We start from the raw sequence: 24,060 nt of genomic DNA on the forward strand, positions 1-24,060 counted from the left end.
ACATCGTGTGGAGGTTATTCACATGGAGGGAGACAGCTATCGCATGAAAAACAGGCAGCACGTATTTTAAGCAAAAGTGTTCATTTCAAACGAGCAAAAACTGTATGTTTTCACTTGACGGTTACAAGATGATGGCACTGGCAGTTGCACCCTTCATTGATTGGGCAAATAGCCATGCTTTTCTACCCATCACGAATGGTTTAATGGAGCGCTCTGCTCTGTTATTATCGAGTTCAAGTCGCCCGTCTTTCATAAAGGCAATGAGCTTTGGCCATTGGTTTAAACTATAATTGATGGCGTCACCTAATTTGCTTTTAGGTGGGACTTGAGGACGTTTGGATTTTAGCCATACTAAATAAGCATCCAACACGGGTTGACTGCGTTTTTGACGTTGTTCTTTCCTTTGTTCTGGGCTACAATTTTCATATTCCTCTTCTATCTGTTTTTCAATTTTAAATAATTGCGTACAGAATTGAAGACCTTCAGCCGCGAGAGTCGTAGATTTGTCTATATTGGTAGGTAACGATTTGAGCGTTTCGTCATATTTTCTTCTAGCATGTGCCCAACAACCAACCAACTCCACGTCCTTCAAATCATGGTACCCCGCATAGCCATCGACATGAAGGTATCCCGCAAATCCCCTAAGAAATGCTTTCGGGTGCTTACTGTGGCGCGAAGTTTGATAGTCATATAAGACAATCGGCGCTACATCTCGACTAGATCGGTACAGCCACATATAGGATTTGGAATTTGCCGATTTTCCAGGTTCTGTTAAAATTTGAACTGTTGTTTCGTCTGCGTGCAGACGATCAAGTTGAAGTAGTAACTCGTGCAAGCGATTGTAAAGCGGTGAGAGCCACTTCGTTGCACCATATATTACCCAGTTGGCAACCGTTTGGCGTGATAGAAAGACACCAAGCCGTTCAAATTGTTTTTCAATTCGGTACAATGGCATCCCTTCTACGTATTTTTGATTCATTATATATGCCATTGAAGAAGGCGAAGCGAGACTTTTTGGAAAAACTGCCGCAGGCATTTTAGCTGTAATAATTGGCGTTTCTATACCTTCCCGTTCACATTGACGGCAACTGAAAATATGTTGAACATGTTCAATGACTGTCACTTGAGCGGGAACGATTTTTAATTCGCGTCTCTTTTCTGTGCTCATTTCGTGAACGGCTTCGCCGCAACACAAACAGACCTGCTCTTTATCAGGTAAACGATAATGGATCGTTTCCGTAGGCAGGTTTTCAAGTTTCGCATCTCGTTGTCCGACATACTTTTTTCGCTGGTAAGTAATCGATTCAAGTGTGGGTTCTTCGACCTTTTCATCCACTGATAGTTCAGCTTCATTAAAAAGGAGAAGTTCGATTTGATTTGGATTTGATTTTTCACTGGAAGCCCCAAATTTCTTTTGTTGGCTAAGTCGGAACTGTTCTTCCAACCATTTAATTTTTGCCTCTAGGACTTCTTTTTGTTTTTCTAAATCCGCATTTTTCGCTGCGAGTTCTTCAATTGTTTCTTGTAGTTGAGTCGTATTTTTTTCCATGAGAATATAGTACCATAAAGAGAGAAGACATGGGATGTCAATTCTCTCTAAATTATAAATTTTGCATCAATTTTTGGGTGGGCTTGTTTTTGTTCCATTGGAAGCCCATCGAGTAACCAATTTAATTGCCGTTGGCTAATTTTTAGTGGACTTGACGTTTGTGATTCAGGCCAATGGAACAGCCCTTCATCCAAACGGCGATAGTACAGCCAAAATCCATTGTGATCCCAGTGTAAGATTTTTAATTTATCCCGTTTGCGATTGCAGAACACAAAGAGATTAGATGAAAAGGGATCTAGTTGAAAACTCAATTGAACAATTGCCGCTAATCCATCAACCGACTTTCTCAAATCCGTTGGACCGCAAGCCAAGTAAACCTGATCAATTGGGGCTTTACTTAACATGATGTTGAAGGATTTCAAGCACTTCTTGGAAAAGTGCGCGATTAAAATCGTCTTGAATCTCAATAGAAACATTGCCTATTTGGATGCGAAGGGATGAGTTTGAATCGGAGTGTGAGTCAGACTCACTTAGTGCCATCCATTGTGTTGCAGATTGAACATCGATACTTGATTCTGAATTAAGTCTTTTCATCCATTGATACATACTTTGAAGACCAATTTGGTTGTGTTGACACCAGGCTTTTACATTGGGTTCATCACTTGCCTTGTAGGCATCGATCCGTTGCTGCCATAGTTGTTTTCGTTCCTCTGGGGACATGGAAAAATAAAACCTCCTAACATTTGATGTTATTGTGATTATCACAAAACATCGGAGATGTTAGAAGGTGTGGGTTATTTGACGCTTACGTAGAAACAGCATGGAAATCGCATTCAAGCCGTATATAATAATAAGTCGTTCTAGTTCAATTAACTGGAATGGCTTATTTTTTTCTATATCAAATTGGTGGATGTAGAATAATTAAATTAATAATGAAAATAAATTGAAAATAATAGTAAGTAGTCCACATTTTTGTAATGTTATTTTGTATAATTAAGTATAAGTCAAAGGGTATTGAAAAAAAGGGGGAGAATTTTCATGAACAATAAAACAACTAAGATAATCATAGCTTCAGCAATAGCTACATCAGCATTTGTTGCAACAATACCAAATCAAAAAGCAGATGCTTCAACAAATATTGAAAAATTAGTAAGTGATGCACAAAAAGCAGGAACTGTTTTGAAATGGGCAATTTCAATTGAGGGGTCTGCAGATGGAATAACGCAGCCATGGACTGAATTTAATGCGGCAAAAACGGCTATTGCAAAAGTCAAAGAAGCTATGAATGGAGTAAGTTATTCGGATAAATTAAAGTTTGAAGCTCAATTAATTGAGCCAAAAACTCAGCTACAACGAGCACAAGGGTATCTCGATGCAATTACGGCAAGTACTAAGATAGAAGAAAAGAAGACTGCACTTTCACAAGCTGTTGTTACAAATAATTTAGAACAGGTTGAAAGTGCATATCATGAAATGACTGCGGAATTCCGTAAGCAAACGATTTTATTGGATCGTGTATATGGTCAATCAACACGGGATAAAATTCGAAATGTAGTAAAAGGACCAGCAGAACAATTAATCAATTATGTAAAGAACGATGTCACTGTACATATGTATACGAAGGCTGCTGCTGCAGACATCCGAGCTGGTAAGTATGAAGAAGCTGCAAAAAAAGTTGCCGAAAGTCAAGTGATCCTTAACTCCAATATCATGGTTTGGGAAAATATTTTGAAAAATAATCTCGACGTTGTAACTAATTCTCTACCTGTTCAAATTGTTTCTATTTCTAGAGTGGATAACAATACTGTATCAATAAAATTGACTAAAGCAGTTTCTACAATTCATCTTTCAGAGTTTTCATTTGATAATTCTTTGACAGTTACGAATGCATCCTTAAGTAAAGATGGAACAGTGGTTACGTTAACGACAACTACCCAAAGTCCAGGGATAAAATATACGGCTAAGTATAAAGGGAATTCTGCTAGTTTTACAGCTCCAGGTAGCGTAGTACCAATTCAAGTAGGAAACCAAACGACTCAACATAGAGAGACATCCGAAGTGCTTACTATGGCAGCAAACTTTACAGAGTCAAATAGCCAGCCTTCTAAATCTACAGTTCGGATCGATATTCCAGCAGGGATCAAGTTAGTTTCAATAAATGGTATTGAGAATAATATTGTAGGAGCGAAAAGTATCAATGTAACGCCAGATAAAAATGGCACGGTAACAATTGCTTTTACTGCAAAAGATGTTAACGTTGCTGCAATTGATAATGTCATTACATTTAACAAAATGGAGAGCAATAAAGTAGCAGAAACGAAAACTTCAGCAAAATTAAACTTTTATGCTCCTGCTAAAGCTGGCTCTTTCTCCAATAAGAAAATATTTTATGTAGACATTTATAATAATTACTTCGTTACTACGGATGGATTGAAATACAATGTAAAAACTTCTGGTGACGTTTATAAGAATGAAGGAATCGCAGTCTCTTACGATTCATTTAAATCAGCGCTGGACATCGAAGATACAGTAAATGGAACATACCAACCAACAGCAACTTCGACGTTTGAAATTACGACAAATTTCTATTTTGTCGATCTTTTACTCGACTCTAAATTTGCATATAAACCTGGAACTGCTGGATACCGTATGGTTGGAAGCCGAATTGATCTAATCGGTACAGCGCAACCAAACTATGAAATATTCCTTTTCAAAAACTCGGGCACATACGTTGGAAAAACAAGAGTGAATGCAAACGGAGCATGGAGTTATTCAACAAACGTGGACCAAAATGCAATAACAGATTATTCATTTGTTCAACAGGTAGCTGGTAAAGCGACGCCTACAAGCGTTGGATGGGATGCTAAAACATTGAGAGTGGTAGAAGGAACTTTTGATCTTTTATCTATCAGCAATGGAACATCACTAGACAATGATTTGTCTAACGAAGAATTGACATTTACAATAGCTCCATTAAGTAATAAAAGTGGCTTAGTCTTAGCTCAAGATCAAGCAGTTACCGCATCCAATGCGACAATCATCGTTCAGGATGCAGATGGCACAAAAGTTAAATTCGCAAACAATCAGGATAACACCAGATTCAACCCAGTCAACAATGGCTTCCAAGTTAAATTCGGCACAATCGATACGACGAAAGGAACTGCTGTTATTATGACTAAAGGAAATGATGGATTATTAACAGGCGATTTAAAAGTTATTTCCATTGAAGGTGTTACTAATGCTTATGGATTGAATCTGAAAGTAAATGCAGGATTTGAGATTAAAGGATACTAATTTTAGAAAAAGTGATAGCCGTTAAAGTGAGACTCTTTAACGGCTTTTAGTACATATTGATGAAGGAGTTAAAAATGTTTACAAAAATATCTAAAATAAGTCTACCAATACTAATAACCTTAGGATTATTGATTACGATTCCAATAAATACGGCAGCAGCAACTAAAGTAATGTGGGGCAAAACCGAATTAAAGATTGGGCAAATTGGAAAGGTAACGATTCTACAAGACACACCACTTGTGAAAATAGAAAGCAATGGTTCTTTAACGATCGTTCGTATGTTAAAAAAAGACGAGGAGTTCCGTGTATATAGTTATAAAGGGCAAAATAGTGGGCTATATGGTGTAGGTGGGGGGAGTTTCATTCAAAAAAATACCGCTAAAGTAAAATATGAAACACCTTCAAAAGCAAAATTAGCGCTTGTATCTGGAATAAAGGATAATACAGCACTAGAGGTAGTGGATATACAATAGATTATGCCGCTGTTTCCAAAAACAAAAGCAGTTAAAGAGAAAACTCTTTAACTGCTTACTATTGTATTACAAAGTTTGAGGAATCATTTCAATTTTCCAAGAACTAAAATCTGGATTTTCTTTCATGAACACTTCTTTAGAGAACGATAAGCTAAGTGGGCGCGCTTGTTTGGAAGCAATTTCGAATTGGCCAATTGGGAATCCAAGTTTACATACCATATCACCAGTTGCATCAAACAATTGAATCGGAAGGTTTTCAATTGTTAATGATTCAGAAAATGCATTACGAATGATCACATAAACATTGACTGCTTCTTCTGATTCATGGAAATGGAATCCGACAACCGAGAGTTCGTTTTCTTTAATAGGTTCCAATGAAGCAACCAAATTGTGCACATATCCCTGTTGATCTTCTGTAAGACCATTCGACCAATTTTCATCTAAATATAGTTCGAAATCTTTTACTACTTTTTCGTAATATTCGAATGCCATTTCGAAATCCATTTCGTTTACTATCTCTTCGTAAGGAACTAGTAGATCATCGGTTTCAAATAGGAAGTTCCATGGTCTTGCGGTACATGGCTCTAACACTCCGAACAATTCCATATCAAATTGTTTTTTTGCTATTTCCTTACCTTCTTTATCTTTCACGATTAGCACTACTTGTTCAAGAAGTAATTTCTTCGGTAAAGAGTGTCTAATAATAGCCGTAACAATGATTCCAGTATCTACAGTATATAATTTTACTCCATGTACATGCAGTTTGTTGGCTTCTAAATCTTCTAATTGTTGATGGAAATATTGAAAAATATATTTCTCCTGTGCAGGTATTTCCCAGTCCGTAGAAAAATCTATTTCTGTTTTATATGTTTTAGGTGTATTTGTCATCATCTAATTCCTTTCGTTTCAAAATACCTTACCGATAGTATAGCACATTTATTTATAACTTATCTTGCTGTGAAGGATATACAAACTGGATGAATTTAGAAGGGCAACTTCTTTTGGGAATCGTTTATAGAAAAAATCGACTCGATTTTAGAAAACATAGATACATAGTAGTTTTAGACAATATTCATGATGTAGCAGTAAAAAGTAATATTATTGAATTTTTAGTAGATATGGACGGATAATGTTTTTTGTTTTCTCGTTATAAGACAAAACTCATCTCTTCAAATATTACAATAGTATTACTGGTACCTGGCACCAGTAATACTATTGTAATATTTCCTTTTTAGTAATGAATACATTTAGTGCAATAAATTTGAAGTTGTATAGTTTCCAGTTAAATAGTATTATTAAATTGTTGAAATATATTGGAAATTAATCAACAAATTATCCCAATAATGAGGAGGAGAAAAATGAACAAACGTTTATTAAAACAAACAGCAGCTGCGGTATTATTAACGTCATCAGTACTAGCGTTTTCACCGGTAGCGCTAGGGGCAACAACAGTTGACCAATCATTTGACAAGGTGAAGGCAGAGTTGAATAAAGCTACAACTCTTTATGTCTATCCATCACTGGAAGGGGAACTTGTTCCAAGTAGTTCACTTTATGCAACTTTAAACAGTGCTAAGAAAAGCTATAACGAAGTGACTAAAGCTATTAAAGCATCTAAACTTTCAGAAAAAGAAAAACAAGCAAAACTGAAGGAACTGGATGCATTGTACACGGAGAAAATTACAAAGGGTCTTGTTCCATATATTGATGCGTATAACTATGCAACGAAATATCTTGATCCAATCATGAAAGAAATTAAAGAAGCAGAAGCGAAAAATGATTTAGCAGCAGTTGAGAAAGCGTATCATAAATTATCTGTTCAACTAAAATCTAGAACTTCTATACTTTATCGTTTTTCTGGTAAGGCATCTCGTGACCTACTACTAGAAAAGTATAAATTACCAGCAGATGATAAACGAGAAGAATTAATGGTACCAGTTACGATTTATATGAAAGTAACAGAGGCTGCAAAGTTAACGGCTGAAGGAAAGACAGAAGCAGCACAAAAAGTATTAGATAGTATTCCCGCTTTAATCGAAAGACTTCCAAATCCAGATAAAAGCTCTTTCCTTAAAGAACTTATAAAAGAAGTTGAGAAAGTAGTAGCAGAAGTTAAACCAACTACACCACCAGTAGCTGGCGGAGGCGGTGGCGGTGGAAGCAGTGAAAATACACCAACACCTCAACAAACGTTAAATACGAAAATTACAGGTTTAGCAACTGAAGTTAACAAAATTTCAAGTAACATTGCTACAGCTGAAAGAACTGCTTCTAATACTTTAACTGTTACAGTAGTTAATGCAAATGCAACAATTGCAGAATTTTTAGGACAAGGGTTCTATCCAATGTTTACTAATCAACTAGGAGTTACTAAAGTGGATGGTCATGATGCATTATCGGCAGAGGCAGTAGCTTATATTGCATCTACAATCTCTTCTGATGCAACTACGCTTGCTGATTTGAAAGGTAAAACAATTAACCTACCTATCACAGTAAATAATGGTTCAGAACTAGCTGTAACCTTCTCACTTATATTTAAATAAGCAAAAATCCCTTCACATCGACAACATGTGAAGGGATTTTCTGCATTATCTGACTATATTCTCTACTCTTCTATTATTCTTCGTGCTAAACTAATGATATATATTGGTAAAGGAGAATTTTATGAAGAAACTTAAAATCTTTTTAATAGTAGCTTTAGTAATAATACTTGGAGCGGGGGGGTACTTGCTCTATATGTTTAAATTTAAAGAATATGATGTGGCAGATAAAGAAGTGAGTGAGATTGTTGGGGATCCATATAAAGTGGAACTGCCAGATGGAAGCACGCTTGTCATCGATGAAAAAGGAGAGATTGTCGAAGAGACTGCAACCTCTGAAGTAAATACAGTTGCGACAAGTGGCGAAAAGTTAGATGGAAAGACTGCTGAACCTGGCACCGATTCCACAACAAACACATCCTCTACTGAAAAACCAACAGTTGCATCGATAAAAGACAAATATAGACCGGCACTTGAAGGACTAGAAGCCCAAGCAGATTCCAAAATCAATGCTCTCATTGGACGAGCAGTAAGCGAATATAGCGGAAAGAAAGCAGATGGAGAAAAAGTAGATTTCGGCTATTTTTACAATAAATATACGGCGGCAGCAGGAGATTTGGAAGCGAGCACGGATACAGTTTTCCACGCAGTGCTTAAAGCGGTAGAAAAAGATCTTGCTGTAAATGGCTATGATAAGACGTACGCACAAAGCTTCAAAGATGAATATGAAGCGACCAAAAAAGCACGACGTGACGGTATACTAAAAAAAGCACTTGACAATAGATGATCAACTTAAAATCCCCACAGCTACACGTAGTAGTGAGGGGATTTTGTATTATTTGCCCGTAAAATAAGTAATCAGTGAGGAAGCCCAAGCTTTAGCTCCTTCACTATTCGGACTGTTGTCTTCAGTTAGAAAATTATCCAGTGCAGGGTCAGTGGTAGCTGGCCAAGCAGTCCAATGATTAATATAAGGATATCCTCTACGTGCGGCAAATTTCTCCAGTGAGTCAATCTGTATTAAGTAAAAATTGGCCTGGAAAAAAGGGTGTGAAGGTTGAAGAATCACAATTGCATCTGGCACTTCCTCTAACACTTTCTGTTCAAAAGCTTGGATATGTCTATGTTCATCTTCAATGATCACTTTCCCATTATTATGAAGCGTGAATGGTTCTAAAAGGACGAGATCGTATCCAATTGTCCAATCGATGTCTAGCATCTTTTCCTCTATAAATTGTTTGGATGTACCGTCAAACGGTAAAGCATCCGTTTCGATAAAGTCACCATATGTATCTGTTAAAGCATTTGTAAGTAATGTCGCGTAACCTGGTGCTCCGTCTTCCATCGAATTAGAGCCAACGATGAGAAGCTGAACTTTTTGTTTTGAATAAAATCGATTCAATACTAAGTTTTGTACATTTTCATCTGCGTTTTTTAGTGCACCCTCGACAGTTGTTCTACTTAATGAATCAGATCTATCTTTTGTAGGTGATACAATATCCTTTGTTTCTACTAGTTCATTTTGGGTAGAATCGATTATTTTTGCCCCTGCTTTGACATTATCTATTTTTGATTTCCACGTTAAAAAACTGAAAATAAGCAAAATAATACAAATAACGGAAATAACTATTGCGATAATTCGCTTATAATTCACTTAAACCCCTCCTTAACACCTATTTTGCTAATCTTACAAATCTTGTGGTTATATTATACTTCTCCTATGATAGAATAATAAAGGTAAAGGCGCAAAATGCCAATGTATGCTATACTATGTCGAAAGTAATAGAATTGATATTAAAGGAGTTTTAAATTTAATGGAAGAGACAATAAGCCTCCAAGATCTGTTTAAAACGTTGAAAAAAAGATTACTATTAATCATACTGACAACCGTAGTCGCAATTACGGCAAGTGGGGTAGTTAGCTTTCTTTTCTTAACACCGATTTACCAGTCTTCTACACAAATATTAGTCAATCAAGAAAAAACAGATATTAGTACATTCAACGCACAAGACATACAAACAAACTTGCAACTTATCAATACATACAATGTAATTATTAAGAGTCCTGCTATATTAAGTAAAGTAATTGAACAATTAGATCTAAACACAACACCAGCTGCATTAACCAATCAAATTACAGTAAAAAATGAACAAAACTCACAGGTAGTCAATATAACTGTACATGATGCAAACCCTAATGTAGCAGTTGATATTGCCAACACAACAGCTACTGTTTTCCAAAATGAAATTATAAAATTAATGAAGGTAGACAATGTAAGCATATTAACACCAGCTCTAATTGGAGAAAATCCATCACCAGTCAAACCGGATCCTATGCTCAATATGGCTATCGCAGCTGTTATCGGTTTAATGCTCGGAGTAGGGATCGCATTTCTATTAGAGTATTTAGATACGACAGTGAAAAACGAACAAGACGTGGAAGAACTTTTAAATCTACCTATTATAGGTTTAATCAGTCCAATTTCGGATCAAGAAATTCTAGATACAAAAGTACAAGTGACACAAAGAAGAAAGAGGTAATAATATGGCAAGAAAAAAAAGCAAAAAACATATTATTCAAAATGCTGCACGTAAACTTGTAACTAGTGCAAATACAAAATCTATTGTCTCGGAGCAATTCCGAACGCTACGGACGAACATTAACTTTTCTATGCCAGATAAAGAATTGAAAACATTTCTTATTACTTCTTCTTCTCCAGGAGAAGGGAAGTCAACCGTTTCAGCCAATACGGCTGTTGTATTTGCACAGCAAGGAAAACGTGTCCTCTTAGTGGATTCAGACATGCGTAAACCAACCGTTCACTATACGTTTCATCTGACAAATACATTAGGTTTATCCAATCTCCTAACACGGCAAGCTACTGTAGCGGAAGTAGTAAAAACGAGTGAGATTGAAAATTTACATATCATTACATGTGGTCCGATTCCTCCTAACCCAGCAGAATTACTAAGTTCTCAAACAATGAACAAAGTAATAGAGGAAATGAAAGAAAGTTACGACATTATCATTTTTGATGCACCACCACTACTCTCGGTAACAGATGCTCAAATACTTTCCAATAAATGTGATGGTACAATATTAATTCTAAGTGCGGGAGAAACAGAAAAAGAAGGGATACTAAGAGCGAAAGAAGCTCTGGTTTCTTCTAAAGCAAACATTATTGGGGTAGTCATGAATAACTTCCAATTACATAAGGACCATTATTACTATCAATATTACGGAAGTGCTGAATGAATAGGTAGTTATGCCTATTCGTTCTTTTTTTTGATTAACCTATAGGAAAAAGGGGTAATAATAATGATTGATATACATGCACATATTCTCCCAGGAGTAGATGATGGAGCCCAAACGTTAGCAGAATCGATGAAGCTATTGGAGCAGGCCGTAAAGGAGGGTATTACGGATATTATTGCCACACCGCATGCTTATAACCCTCACTTTGATGTACCGCAAAGTATCGTTTTAGAAAAAGTAGAATTATTAAATGCAGAGATAAAAAAACAAAATTTACCGATCAACATCCATTCAGGACAAGAAATAAGAGTACAAGACTCCACTATAGAAAAGTTAGCATCCGGAGAAGCACTTACGCTTGCAGATTCGAAATATGTCTTACTCGAGTTGCCAACTGCGAATATACCAGCTTACACGGTTCAAATCATTCAAGGTATCTTAAATTTAGATAAAGTGCCAATAATTGCTCACCCCGAAAGAAATCGAGCAATTGCAGAAAAACCAAGTAGACTATTGAAACTAATAAACCACGGGGCACTAGCTCAAATCACTGCCGGTAGTTTAGCGGGTCATTTCGGTAGAAATATTCAAAAACAATCACTTCAACTGGTAGATGCTAATTTGGTGCATACATATGGTTCTGACGTTCATCATGCGAAAACACGTCCCTTTCTATTTGACGCTGGACTCCGTTATTTGGAAAAGCATAAAAGACTCGATGCTGTCGACATTTTTCTAGAAAACAATGCAAGAATAGTAGAAAACATTGAAGTAATAATTTTAGAGCCAAAAGAACTAGAAAAGGCTAAATGGTGGAGATTATTTGCGTAATTTTATAAGAATTAATAGATTTATCTGATATTGATAAAAAATAGATAAGGTTAAATCAATACAAAACGTGAAAGAAGTTACAACGAAGATACTTTTGAACTATTCAATTTCCATTTTTAAATAATGCACTAAATAAAATAAACCAACCAATTTTAAAAGTGCTATAATCATTTATGGAAACTAATATACAAATTGTATAAAGAATAGGTGGGTGTTAGATGTCGTTGAGAAAAAGAATGTCGATGTTAGTATTGGTCGATTCTTGTATAGTATTATTTTCTATTTATATAGGATACTTTTTACTGCATCCAATAGACAATCCTTTTACGGATACTTTTTTGTTGATAAGTTCACTTACTATATTTTTAGCACATCATGGTTTTGCAATGCATTATGGACTTTATCGAAAAGTATGGGAATATGCATCAGTAAGAGAGTTAGTATCGATTTTTAAAGCAGTATCATTATCTATCATAGCAGTTGCACTTATTCAATTTATCGTAAAAGGGGACATCCTGTATCGTGCATTATCCATTACATGGATGCTTCATATTCTACTTATTGGTGGCACAAGGCTTTCATGGAGAGTTTTCCGTGATACATATATATCTAGCGATCAATTCGACAAGAAACAAAAGCGAACCCTCATCATAGGAGCGGGTTCAGCAGGAACAATGATTGCCCGCCAGTTGTTGAAAAATATCGAATCTCCACTAAAACCAATCGCTTTTTTAGATGATGATGCACAGAAAAAAGGATTAGAAATCTTTAATATGCGCGTATTAGGTGGAGCAGATATTATGGCAGATGCAGTAAAAGACTTAAGTATAGAACACATCATCATAGCAATCCCCTCACTCGATAAACAAACAAGTGCAATGCTCATGCAACAATGCATAGACACTGGCATTCGAACACAAATAATGCCACTTATAGAAGACTTACTGACGGGCAAAGTATCTATCAATGAAATCAGAGATGTAAGAATAGAAGATTTACTCGGAAGGGAAGAAGTGGAACTAGATTTGGAGTCGATTTCTATAAAACTGACAAATAAAAAGATTCTTATAACAGGAGCTGGCGGCTCAATTGGTTCAGAGATTTGTCGCCAAGTAGCAAGATTCGACCCAAAACAGCTTATTCTACTCGGTCACGGTGAAAATTCTATCTATACTATAGACATGGAATTGCGCCAAAAGGTTTCACAAAGTACAGAAATAATTCCAATTATCGCGGATATCCAGGATCGTAACCGCATTTTCGATATCGTATCCGAATTTAAACCAGACGTGATTTATCACGCTGCAGCACACAAACATGTACCATTAATGGAATACAATCCAATGGAAGCAGTCAAAAATAATATCTTCGGTACAAAAAATGTTGCAGAAGCAGCTGATATGTTTGGGATTGGCTACTTCGTTATGATTTCAACCGACAAAGCAGTGAATCCACCGAACGTGATGGGTGCGACGAAGCGTTTTGCTGAGATGATTGTTCAGAATCTTGCGAGAAAAAGTGAAACGAAGTTTGCAGCAGTACGTTTTGGTAATGTACTAGGATCTAGGGGTAGTGTTGTACCACTATTTAAGAAACAAATAATGGCTGGTGGGCCAGTGACAATAACGGATGAGCGTATGACAAGATACTTCATGACCATCCCGGAAGCTTCAAGACTAGTTATTCAAGCTGGAACACTTGCAAATGGAGGGGAAGTATTCGTCCTCGATATGGGAGAACCAGTGAAAATTGTCGATTTAGCTAATAATCTGATTCGATTGTCTGGTTACGCAAAAGGCGAGATTGAAGTGAAAGAAACAGGAATTAGACCAGGTGAAAAATTATACGAAGAATTGATGAATGAAAATGAAAGACAGAGTGAGGTTGTGTTTCCGAAGATTTATATCGGGAAGGCTACGCCGATTACGAATATAGAATTAGATCATCTATTAGATACGATTCCTACACTTTCAATAGATGAGTTAAAGGATACTTTAGTAGGTATAGCTAATAAGAAAAACCTTGAAGTAAATAAACAAAGGGTAGTAAGTATGTAACATATAACTGCATGTTAATTCGGTACTGAAAACCTGTATTTTAGATTGGAGAATAAGATGAGTACATTAAAGTTACAAACAAACTATTTAAAGTCTTATATTCAACAGGATGAATTACTGTTATTAAATGAGTCAGTTAAAAGTATTCATGATGACATGCATAATAAAAGCTCCATAGGAAACGAGTTTTTAGGGTGGTTAGATTACCCGCTAGAAAACCATGAATCTCCAATAGAAGAGATGTTGGAAATAGCTAAAGAAGTGCGAAATAATGCGAAAGTATTTGTAGTCATTGGAATTGGCGGATCTTATTTAGGGTCTAAAGCAATTCAAGACGCACTAAGTCCTTACTTCCCAGTGGATGATACGTTCCCAGAAGTAATTTATGCAGGCCAAAATTTGAGCGGTCGCTATTTGAATCAATTATTACAGTTTCTCCAATATAAAGATGTGTATATAAATGTTATTTCCAAATCAGGTACTACGACTGAACCTGCAATTGCTTTTCGTATTTTAAGAAAATACATGGAAGAAAAGTACGGAGAAAAAGCAAATGAACGAATCATTGTCACGACGGATAGTGAAAAAGGAGCCCTTCGCGAATTAGCGAATGAAAAAGGCTATCGCTCATTTATCATCGAAGAGACAATCGGTGGCCGCTATTCTGTTTTTACTCCAGCGGGATTATTACCACTTGCGGTCCAAGGATATGATATTCAAGCATTAATGAGTGGAGCAAAAAAAGCAGCGATTGATTTACAAGCAAATGATATTTTTACAAACCAAGCTTATCGATACGCGGCAACTCGTCAACTACTGCTTTCAAAAGGGTATGAAGTGGAAGTTTTAGCTTCATTTGAACCAGCATTGAAAAACCTTCACGAGTGGTGGAAACAATTATTTGGAGAAAGTGAAGGGAAAGGGCATGACGGAATATTCCCCGCAGCGGTCTCCTTTTCCACAGATCTTCACTCGATTGGACAATATATTCAAGATGGAAAACGTTTCTTATTTGAAACATTATTACACTTCCACGAGGTAGAGGAAGATTGTGAAGTTCCATATGACAGTCAAAATAAAGATCAGTTGAACTATTTAAGTGATAAAACACTAAATACCATCAACGATATTGCAACTCAAGGTACAGCAATGGCCCATGTAGAGGGCGGTGTACCTGTCATTAGTATCGAAGTTGAAAGATTGGACGAGTACCATCTAGGTTATCTCATGTTCTTTTTCATGAAAGCCTGCGCAATGAGTGCTTACTTACAAGGTGTTAATCCATTTGACCAACCTGGTGTAGAAGCGTATAAATCGAAGATGTTTGAATTACTTGGGAAGAATATTAAAATAGTAAAATAAATCGGGCAATAGGTGATGACAAATGAAAAAAGTGAGAAAAGCTATTATTCCAGCTGCTGGATTAGGAACACGCTTCCTTCCTGCGACAAAAGCAATGCCGAAAGAGATGCTGCCGATTGTGGATAGACCTACTATTGAATATATTGTGGAAGAAGCAATCGCATCTGGCATAGAAGATATTATTATTGTTACGGGAAAAGGAAAACGTGCGATAGAAGATCATTTTGATCGTAATTTAGAGTTGGAAGAAAACTTGATGGAAAAAGGCAAGTTTGACCTACTAGAAAAAGTAAATCAATCTTCTAAAGTTGAAATCCACTACATACGCCAAAAAGAACCTAAAGGATTAGGACATGCCGTATGGTGTGCACGTAACTTTATCGGGGATGAGCCATTTGCTGTATTACTAGGTGATGATATCGTACAAGCTGAAAAACCTTGTCTTAAACAATTGATCGAACAATATGATGAAACTGGATCATCCGTAATTGGTGTTCAAACAGTTGCGAATGAAAATACGCATCGATATGGGATTATTGATCCGAGTTCAAAAGAAGGTAGACGTTATCAAGTTAGTAATTTTGTGGAGAAACCGGAACAGGGTACTGCACCTTCTAATTTGGCTATTATGGGTCGGTATATTTTGACTCCTGAGATTTTTGAGTTTCTGGAAAAGCAGGAAACGGGTGCTGGTGGAGAGATTCAGTTGACGGATGCAATTCAACATCTTAACCAAGTGCAGGATGTGTATGCTTTTGATTTTGAGGGTAAGCGGTATGATGTTGGAGAGAAGTTAGGATTTATACAGACTACTATTGAGATGGCTTTGCAGGATGAAGGGTTGAGAGATGAGTTGTTGGTTTATTTGGATGAGCTGATGACTGGGCGGTTGGTCGTTTAGGGGATAGAAAATCTGGGCCAATTGATTAGGCTTAGTGGTTTTAATATAGGATGAATGTCTTGGTTATTTATTACTAAATTGGATTAATTGGAATCGAATTATGGAGTAAATTACTAAAGAAACCAAGGAGTGAAACAAAGATGTATATGAAAATTAAAAGATTGATAGATATTATTCTTTCATTAATTGGTCTTATTATTCTATCGCCAGTATTCTTAATTGTAATTATAGCAATCAAATTGGAATCCAGAGGTCCAGTGCTTTTTAAACAAAAAAGAATTGGCATCTATAAAACGCATTTCAATATATTAAAGTTTCGTACTATGAGAATAGATACGCCAATGGACACTCCTACACATTTACTTACTAACCCGGAGCAATACATAACAAAAACAGGCAAGTTTTTAAGGAAAACTAGTTTAGATGAGTTGCCTCAAATATGGAATATCATTGTTGGACAGATGAGTATTATCGGACCAAGACCAGCTCTTTGGAACCAGTATGATTTAATAAAAGAAAGAGATAAATATGATGCGAATGATGTGCTGCCGGGACTGACAGGATGGGCTCAGATTAATGGTCGGGATGAGTTGCCTATTGATGTTAAGGCTAAGTTAGATGGGGAGTATGTTAAGAAAATCAGTTTTTGGATGGATGTTAAGTGCTTCTTTGGGACAATTGTAAGTGTTGTTAAGAGTGATGGGGTTATTGAAGGCGGGATTGGAGATCAGAAGAAGGTTTCGGGTACTAAGGAGAGTATTTTAAAATGAAAAAAATACTAATAACAGGAGCAAGTAGTTATGTAGGCACAAGCCTAGAGAAATGGCTGGAAAATTCTCCAGAACAATATTCTGTAGATTCCATTAGTTTAAGGCACGAATCCTGGAAAGGAAAAAACTTTTCGTTGTACGATGCTGTAGTACATGTGGCTGGAATAGCGCACATTAAGGAAACAAAAGACAATGCAAAATTTTATTATAGTGTGAATCGTGATTTGGCATATGAAACTGCTAATAAGGCAAAAAACGATGGTGTTAAGCAATTTATATTCTTAAGTTCGATGAGTGTTTATGGGGTAGAAAACGGAGTTATAAGTAAGGATACTCCACTTAAGCCCAAAAGTAATTATGGAAAGTCAAAGTTTCAAGCAGAAGAATTAATTTGTACTTTGAGAGATGATTCATTTAAAGTAGCTGTTCTTCGACCGCCGATGATTTACGGTAATGACTGTAAAGGAAATTATACTAGATTGGCAGGTCTGGCTCTCAAAACACCGGTGTTTCCTAATATAGAGAATAGAAGAAGCATGATTTATATAGATAATCTAACTGAATTTATTAAACTTCTAATTGATGATTGTAGAAACGGCTTATTCTTCCCGCAAAATAGTGAGTATTTAAAAACAAGTGAGATGGTTAGGCTGATTGCTGAAGAACATGGGAAAAAGATTAAGATGATAAAGTTTTTTAATCCCTTATTAAGATTGCTCAAAATTGGTACGGTTAATAAAGTGTTTGGTGACTTAGTGTACGATAAATATATGTCTGAATACAGGATTTCATATGATGTATGCGATTTTAAGTCTTCGATTCTTTTAACTGAAAGGGGACGTTAATATGAAATATTTAAATAAAGAAGAGACTTTAGTAAGTATTATAATGCCTGCATATAACTGTGAAATGTATATAGAAGAAGCAATTAATTCTGTTATCGAGCAGACATATCAATTATGGGAACTAATAGTAATAGATGACGAGTCAAGTGATAAAACGGTAGAAATTTTAGAAAAACTGTCAATCAAAGATGAACGTATACAGTTTTATATTAATGAGAAGAATCAAGGTGTATCAGCTACTAGAAATAGAGGAATATCGCTTGCTAATGGTGACTGGATCGCATTTTTAGATAGTGATGACATGTGGGATAAAACTAAATTACATAAACAGATAGCACATGCAGAAATAAGAGCTGCTGAATTTATATTTACAGGTTCATCTTATATAAATGAAAATGGGATAGATTATCAAGGCGTTTTTGAAGTTCCTAATAAGGTAACTTATAAGAACTTGAGAACACATAATGTTATTTCGTGTTCATCAGTACTGATAAAGAAGGAATTTTTCAGAAATATAAAAATGGAAAATGATGATATGCATGAAGACTATGCTGTTTGGTTAAGAGTTTTAAATACTGGAGTTTGTGCTTATGGTATAAATGAACCTCTGCTTATATATAGAATTTCACGAAATTCTAAGTCGGGAAATAAAGTAAAGACGATTAAAATGACGTACAAAGTGTTTAGATTTATTGGTTTGAATCCGATTAGTTCAATATATTTTATGACAAGTCATATACTGAAATCAGTAAAAAAGTATAGAAAGATAAAGTTTGTAAACTAGTTACTTTTGGAGATATAAGGGGAGGCTATTATGAACCTACAAGTTTTAGTATCAACTATGTATCAAGATGATCATAGTTTACTTGAAAAAATGAATATTCAATCGGATGCCATATTTATTAATCAATGCAATAAGAACGATTTTCAAAATTTTGTATATAAAGGAAATGAAATAAAATTTTTATCTTTTGCTGAGCGTGGAATTGGCTTAAGTAGAAATAATGCGCTTATGAGAGCTACAGCTGATATATGTTTATTTGCGGATGATGATGTTACTTATGTCGACAATTATAAAGATATAATAATAAATGCCTTCAAAAGTAACCCTAAAGCAAACATTATTGTTTTTAATGTCCAAAGTACGAATCCTGAGCGAGAAGAATATATTATACATGATGAAAAAAGATTAAGATTTTATAATTGTTTAAGATATGGAACTTTTAGGGTAGCAATAAGAACGGAAAGTCTACGAAAGAAGAATATATATTTTTCACTTCTATTTGGTGGAGGAGCAAAATATGGAAGTGGGGAAGATAGTATATTAATAATGGATAGCTTAAAAAAAGGATTGAAAATTTATGCATCCCCTGAAAAAATAGGTACTGTAACCCATAAGGAATCTACTTGGTTTAATGGCTATACAGATAAGTTTTTTATAGATAAAGGCGCTTTGTTTTATAACATTTCGAGAAGGTGGGCAAGTCTGCTATCTTTACAATTTGTTATTAGAAAACGCAGTCTTTTTAAAGATGATAAGAAAATATTAGAAGCATTTAAATTACTAATTAAAGGTATTAGAAACTATTAGAGTTGAATATTAACATGTATATTATGTACTAAATTAGGTTCTATTGAGCAACAAAACATTGATTCTAAGTGGAGTAACAAGAAATATAGCATAAATTAGTAATATAATAAGGCAAAGAAAGAGTAATAATTCATTTTTAAAAGGATGCTAACAAAAGAAGAAGTTCTACCGATTGTTTAAAAGCTATAGAGGTCTATTTAAAATAGTGCCAAAGGTTTTAAATTAAAAAAGAATTAGGGGGCAAGTAGTGAAACGTTTACATTTTTTCTTTTATTCACAATTGATTGAAGGGTTTGGAGGCGTTGAAACTTGGGCTGATTATTTCTTTCCAATTCTTTCTGAGAATAAAAATATAGAAATTAATATTTACTATGTTCATGACGATAATAACGTGAATAAAAAATTAGTTACAAAGTGGTCAAACGACAAGATTAGAGCGAAATTAAAACCAATAAAAATTAATAGTCCTGAAAAGAGATTCTTTTTATTAAACTATATTGCATACTCTGAACAAGTAGAAAAATACATATCAAATAAAGATATATCAAATGATTATTTTATATTTATTGGATCTATAATGGGATCTTTTTGTAATAGTTATCTTAGTTGGAAAAATATAAATTATAAAAGTTCGAAAAAAATAGTATGGATTAGAAGTAAGAGTGTTGGTGAAGTAGGAAACGCGTTATTTGGGATTAAAAAAAGAATAGCGGGATTCTTAGAAAAGAGCTTATTGAAAAAGAGTACTAAAATTATAACCAATGGTTATGACACCAAACAATTTTATGAAATGATGTATCCAGAGATTGCTAATAAAATATTATGTATTCCTAATGCAATTCCACATAATTTTAATTATCTAGCTATTAATACTGATCGACTAAAAAAACAGTATACAATTGTATATGCAGGGAGACTTCATGAAAGTAAGGGCTTTTCTTATTTTGAAAGAGTTTCTCAGCAAAGTAGTATAAATAAAAAGTTTATTGCATACGGGGATGATACGCATTTACAGAAAAGATTACCTACAATTAATTATCAGGGAAAGTATAAATTTACCGATCTAGAATCGATATTTCAAACAGGAGATATCTTCTTGTTTTTAAATATCTCTTCTATGGCTGGAGGCTTATCACATAGTTTATTAGAAGCGATGTCAGCTGGAAAAATCATAGTTGCTTGGAACAATGACGTACATAAACAAGTATTAAATGACTCGAATTCTTGGTTAGTAGAAGAAGGTAATAGTAAGAAATTAATTGAAGTGATAGAAAAAATATGCGTTTACTCACATGAAGGAAATGGAATTATAGACGACAAAAGGAGACAAGCGAGAAATAACAGCTTAGAATTTAATCCAAACTTTCACGTGGATAAATTTATCGAAATATTATAATTTTAAATTAGAAAAGAAATGAATTCTTGATTGGGGGAAACATAATTTAGATAGTCTATAAATAAAGGAGATTTTAATGCAAGTGAAAAGTATACAAAAGTTTTTTATCTATTTATTTTTTTTCACAGGACCCTTTGTAGTGTCTTCTATATATCAAAATGTTTCAGTAATACCTACTAGTTTACTTGTATCAATACTTCTAATAATAACCAGTAGTATTGTAATTTTTAAAAAAGGCCATTTGAAAATTGATTCATTATCAAAGTCTGTTATAGTTCTCTTTTTTTTACCAATATTTTTATCTACTATTACTATTATTTTGAATATCTTTTTTATAGAGGATCTCGATTATAAGTCCTTTTTAGAGACAGATTTTGTGAATAGATTAATAAATGTATTGGTTTATTTCTTTGTAACTTTTTTATTAGTAGACTATATAAATAATGAAAATAAAAACAAAATATTTAAAATGATTAGTCTATATCTATTTGGTTGTATTTTTATGCTAGCGTTTGGGGTTTGGCAATTACTTCATTTCGTCTTTGGAATTCCATTCTTAGAGTTAGATACACGCTCCTTACTGCATAGTGTTGATGTTTCGATAGCACAGTTTAATTTTCGATTAACATCTTTAGCTAATGAGCCTAGTTTTTTCGCACCTTTTATCATCGATTCCATTATTTTGAGTTTCTTATTTATCAAGAAAAGTTTATATAGAATATTATTTATTTTATTTGCAACTATGGTTCTCTTTTTCACTTTTTCAGGAGGTGGTTATGTAAATCTATTGTTAGTAGTTGTTAGTCTTTTAGTTATTCTAAATATAGGTATTTATAATAAATTTAAATATAAAACTGTTTTACTTGCCTCATTCCTGACCATTTTATTCTCTATATTAGGTGTTTTTATATTTAATATTTTTAATGTTGGAAAAATTTTATACCCTGTATTAGGTAGATTTGATACAATGTTTGATTCAACTGGGTCTGCAAGAACTTATATGGTAACCCAACCCTTTAAGTGGATATTTGAATATAAAGTATGGAATATACTATTTGGTTTGGGACCTAATTCTTTTGAATACTTAAAGTATGTAAAAAAATTACCGTCAGGGGAACCTATACATAGTACCTCTAACAACCTATTTACTGACTTTACATTTGAAAATGGATTTGTAGGTTTAATATGTGTAATCTCTATATTTATTATTATCATGAGACGAGTTTTAATAAATTTAAAAATAGAAGTTAATAAATACTCAGTAGTCACATATATGCTTTTAGTACATTTATTTATAACTAGTATGTATAGAGCTGATTATCTTTCACCAAGATTTTGGATTATTATTCTTATAATTATATACCTAGTAAAAAATTTCAAGGAGTTAAAGTATTTTGAAGATAAATAATTAAATAAATAACACATCAATACTTAGTATTATTATCGGCCCTTCTATCATTAGTGAAAAAATATAAGGCGAAAGATAGTTTCAATTTTTGGTTGCTGTATTAAAAGTTATAAAAAAAGGATGGATATTTTTGGGAATGAAAAATAACCTTAAAGATATTACTGATTTTATTAAGGATATTGAATTAAAATACAATCTTTTTGAGCATGAAATAGATGGAATATATTTTTGGAAAATACTTAGATTCCAAGTATACACTATTTTAACTAAAAAACTTGGACTTTATGGCGATCCACATCCAAGTAATAATATTAGTAATCTAAAAAAAATTATTGAAGTTACAAAAAAAGAAATTGATATCTATAAATATAATGCTTTAAGATCCAAAGAGAAAAAGGGTATTCTTGTTTTTCAAAGTCCTAGAAAAGGAAATTATAATGGGAAAAAAACAGATATTTACACATATTTTTTGAGAGATGCGTTTAATGAACTTGACTTTTATGATTACGAATTTCTTGAAGTTGGAACTAATAATAAAGAATACTATGATTCTAATTCTACAAAAATTGCCCTTAATTCATTATACAAAATGAAAGTATCCAGTTTTTTTGTCAAAATACGTTTTGGAGAGCAAGATAAGCAATTAATAGAAAGAATAAAAAGAGAAATATATGAGAGTTTTAATTTGGAAATAGATATATTATTGATGACAAAAAAGAATATTCATAATTTTAAGCAAACATATAAATACTATTGCAAATTGTTTGATAGCTGGAAACCCAAAAAAATTATTTTGATTTGTTCTTACGGACAAGAGCCATTGATTGCTGCTGCCCAAGATAAAGAAATTACAGTAATTGAATTACAACATGGTATAATGACGAATTACCATTTGGGTTATAGCTTTCCTGTAAAGAAAAAGATACCTTATTTTCCAGATAAAATATTAATTTTCGGAAAGTATTGGAAGGATTCTACTGCTATACCTTTAAAAGAAAAAAATATTAACATTATGGGATATCCATATTTATCAACCCAGTTGGATAAACTTAAAGATACAAAGAAATCACAAAAGACTATTGCTTTTATTTCGCAAGGAACAATTGCAAAGGAATTAATTCATATTGCATATGAATTTGCAAGGGATAATATAGATTACAAAGTAAAATATAAGCTGCACCCCAGTGAATATAAACTATGGAGAGAAATATATCCTGAATTAATACAAGCAGATGGTTTGGAAAATTTCACAATTATTGATAACAACAAAAGAAACTTATATCAAATATTAGCGGAATCAGAATTTCAAGTTGGTGTATACTCTACTGCCATTTATGAGGGAATAGTATTGAATTGTAAAACTGTATTAATTAATTTCTCTGGGATAGAAGAAATGGAATTTTTAATAGAAAAAGGTGTTGTCATGTTAGCAAAAAATGTCGAAGAATTAGAAGATTGTATAAAGAACTTTAAAACTATTTCATATTCTACTAGCGATTTTTTTGCAGATAATGTTAACAGAATAGAAATAATTACGCCTTTGCTAAATTAAGCAAAGTTAGAGATAATATAAAAATTTATAATAAAATGTATCAGAAAAAATGAAAATTCAAATATTCACAATGCCCCCACTGTTAGGATAGAAGAAGTTGTAAGAGGCTAACATCCTTAACTCGTTGTAAATGACTTGTATAAAGTGTTTTTTTTACATAAAATATAAGTTTTATGGAATATGATTTTATATATAAATAACTACAAAAAAAGGGTAGTAAAATACCTATAGTAAGT

Annotated in this window: 22 protein-coding genes and 1 pseudogene; 18 read left to right on the forward strand and 5 right to left on the reverse strand. The window is 33.9% G+C overall.

Features of this window, described 5'->3' with window-relative positions; genetic code table 11:
- Positions 1 to 127: 127 nt before the first annotated feature.
- From tnpC to tnpA, 3 genes and pseudogenes are all read right to left on the reverse strand, one after another.
- Positions 128 to 1,549: pseudogene (tnpC, locus tag FG383_RS13205) on the reverse strand (IS66 family transposase); the annotation flags it as partial.
- 47 nt (positions 1,550 to 1,596) lie between these two features.
- Positions 1,597 to 2,025, reverse strand: a complete 429-nt coding sequence (gene tnpB, locus FG383_RS21660) for an IS66 family insertion sequence element accessory protein TnpB (RefSeq protein WP_142607863.1) — start codon at positions 2,023 to 2,025, stop codon at positions 1,597 to 1,599.
- The gene (gene tnpA / locus FG383_RS20950) at positions 1,943 to 2,269 is read right to left on the reverse strand and encodes an IS66 family insertion sequence element accessory protein TnpA (protein WP_185907940.1); all 327 of its coding nucleotides are present in this window, start codon (positions 2,267 to 2,269) and stop codon (positions 1,943 to 1,945) included. The genes tnpB and tnpA overlap by 83 nt, the downstream gene beginning before the upstream one ends.
- Positions 2,270 to 2,587: 318 nt before the next feature.
- On the opposite strand from tnpA, the gene FG383_RS13215 reads away from it, so the two are divergent.
- Together FG383_RS13215 and FG383_RS13220 are read left to right on the forward strand one after the other, a co-directional pair.
- Complete coding sequence (locus tag FG383_RS13215; RefSeq protein WP_142607864.1) at positions 2,588 to 4,843, forward strand: hypothetical protein; 2,256 nt, start codon at positions 2,588 to 2,590, stop codon at positions 4,841 to 4,843.
- 74 nt (positions 4,844 to 4,917) lie between these two features.
- Positions 4,918 to 5,316: a hypothetical protein gene (locus FG383_RS13220; protein ID WP_142607865.1), complete on the forward strand. Its 399-nt coding sequence runs from the start codon at positions 4,918 to 4,920 to the stop codon at positions 5,314 to 5,316.
- Positions 5,317 to 5,382: 66 nt separating this feature from the next.
- Here FG383_RS13220 and FG383_RS13225 read toward each other — a convergent pair whose 3' ends face one another.
- Positions 5,383 to 6,204: an SLAP domain-containing protein gene (locus FG383_RS13225; protein ID WP_185907941.1), complete on the reverse strand. Its 822-nt coding sequence runs from the start codon at positions 6,202 to 6,204 to the stop codon at positions 5,383 to 5,385.
- 113 nt (positions 6,205 to 6,317) lie between these two features.
- Here FG383_RS13225 and FG383_RS21490 point away from each other — a divergent pair, with 113 nt between their 5' ends.
- The 3 genes from FG383_RS21490 (at position 6,318) to FG383_RS13235 (ending at position 8,643) form a co-directional block, all read left to right on the forward strand.
- Positions 6,318 to 6,446 (forward strand): hypothetical protein, encoded by a 129-nt coding sequence (locus FG383_RS21490; protein WP_281285323.1) that lies wholly within the window; start codon positions 6,318 to 6,320, stop codon positions 6,444 to 6,446.
- A gap of 228 nt (positions 6,447 to 6,674) precedes the next feature.
- A complete protein-coding gene (locus FG383_RS13230) occupies positions 6,675 to 7,859 on the forward strand; it encodes a hypothetical protein (protein ID WP_142607867.1) in 1,185 nt (394 codons plus the stop codon).
- Between the two features lie 121 nt (positions 7,860 to 7,980).
- Entirely contained in the window at positions 7,981 to 8,643 is a 663-nt protein-coding gene (locus FG383_RS13235) for a hypothetical protein (RefSeq protein WP_142607868.1), read from the forward strand.
- Between the two features lie 48 nt (positions 8,644 to 8,691).
- Here the strand turns inward: FG383_RS13235 and FG383_RS13240 are convergent, their stop codons facing one another.
- Positions 8,692 to 9,510: an SGNH/GDSL hydrolase family protein gene (locus FG383_RS13240; RefSeq protein WP_142607869.1), complete on the reverse strand. Its 819-nt coding sequence runs from the start codon at positions 9,508 to 9,510 to the stop codon at positions 8,692 to 8,694.
- Between the two features lie 160 nt (positions 9,511 to 9,670).
- Between FG383_RS13240 and FG383_RS13245 the strand changes: the two genes are divergently transcribed.
- The 13 genes from FG383_RS13245 (at position 9,671) to FG383_RS13305 (ending at position 23,824) form a co-directional block, all read left to right on the forward strand.
- Positions 9,671 to 10,396, forward strand: a complete 726-nt coding sequence (locus tag FG383_RS13245; RefSeq protein ID WP_142607870.1) for a YveK family protein — start codon at positions 9,671 to 9,673, stop codon at positions 10,394 to 10,396.
- Positions 10,397 to 10,400: 4 nt separating this feature from the next.
- Positions 10,401 to 11,111, forward strand: coding sequence for a CpsD/CapB family tyrosine-protein kinase (locus FG383_RS13250; protein ID WP_142607871.1), 711 nt, complete (start codon positions 10,401 to 10,403; stop codon positions 11,109 to 11,111).
- 63 nt (positions 11,112 to 11,174) lie between these two features.
- Positions 11,175 to 11,942 (forward strand): tyrosine-protein phosphatase, encoded by a 768-nt coding sequence (locus tag FG383_RS13255; protein WP_142607872.1) that lies wholly within the window; start codon positions 11,175 to 11,177, stop codon positions 11,940 to 11,942.
- Between the two features lie 218 nt (positions 11,943 to 12,160).
- Positions 12,161 to 13,999, forward strand: coding sequence for a polysaccharide biosynthesis protein (locus tag FG383_RS13260; RefSeq protein WP_142607873.1), 1,839 nt, complete (start codon positions 12,161 to 12,163; stop codon positions 13,997 to 13,999).
- A gap of 57 nt (positions 14,000 to 14,056) precedes the next feature.
- The gene (locus FG383_RS13265) at positions 14,057 to 15,361 is read left to right on the forward strand and encodes a glucose-6-phosphate isomerase (RefSeq protein ID WP_142607874.1); all 1,305 of its coding nucleotides are present in this window, start codon (positions 14,057 to 14,059) and stop codon (positions 15,359 to 15,361) included.
- Positions 15,362 to 15,383: 22 nt separating this feature from the next.
- Entirely contained in the window at positions 15,384 to 16,262 is an 879-nt protein-coding gene (galU, locus tag FG383_RS13270) for a UTP--glucose-1-phosphate uridylyltransferase GalU (RefSeq protein ID WP_142607875.1), read from the forward strand.
- Between the two features lie 140 nt (positions 16,263 to 16,402).
- The gene (locus FG383_RS13275) at positions 16,403 to 17,032 is read left to right on the forward strand and encodes a sugar transferase (protein WP_142607876.1); all 630 of its coding nucleotides are present in this window, start codon (positions 16,403 to 16,405) and stop codon (positions 17,030 to 17,032) included.
- Positions 17,029 to 17,877, forward strand: a complete 849-nt coding sequence (locus FG383_RS13280; protein ID WP_142607877.1) for an NAD-dependent epimerase/dehydratase family protein — start codon at positions 17,029 to 17,031, stop codon at positions 17,875 to 17,877. Before FG383_RS13275 ends, FG383_RS13280 begins: the two co-directional genes overlap by 4 nt.
- A 1-nt stretch (position 17,878) precedes the next feature.
- Positions 17,879 to 18,661, forward strand: coding sequence for a glycosyltransferase family 2 protein (locus tag FG383_RS13285; protein ID WP_142607878.1), 783 nt, complete (start codon positions 17,879 to 17,881; stop codon positions 18,659 to 18,661).
- 30 nt (positions 18,662 to 18,691) lie between these two features.
- A complete protein-coding gene (locus FG383_RS13290; protein WP_142607879.1) occupies positions 18,692 to 19,468 on the forward strand; it encodes a glycosyltransferase family A protein in 777 nt (258 codons plus the stop codon).
- 247 nt (positions 19,469 to 19,715) lie between these two features.
- The gene (locus FG383_RS13295) at positions 19,716 to 20,864 is read left to right on the forward strand and encodes a glycosyltransferase family 4 protein (RefSeq protein ID WP_142607880.1); all 1,149 of its coding nucleotides are present in this window, start codon (positions 19,716 to 19,718) and stop codon (positions 20,862 to 20,864) included.
- A 76-nt stretch (positions 20,865 to 20,940) separates the two neighbouring features.
- Positions 20,941 to 22,272 (forward strand): O-antigen ligase family protein, encoded by a 1,332-nt coding sequence (locus FG383_RS13300; protein ID WP_142607881.1) that lies wholly within the window; start codon positions 20,941 to 20,943, stop codon positions 22,270 to 22,272.
- Between the two features lie 130 nt (positions 22,273 to 22,402).
- Positions 22,403 to 23,824, forward strand: a complete 1,422-nt coding sequence (locus tag FG383_RS13305; protein ID WP_142607882.1) for a hypothetical protein — start codon at positions 22,403 to 22,405, stop codon at positions 23,822 to 23,824.
- Positions 23,825 to 24,060 lie beyond the last annotated feature (236 nt).

Origin of the sequence: Psychrobacillus soli, from assembly GCF_006861775.1 — a bacterium.
Lineage (GTDB): Bacteria > Bacillota > Bacilli > Bacillales_A > Planococcaceae > Psychrobacillus > Psychrobacillus soli.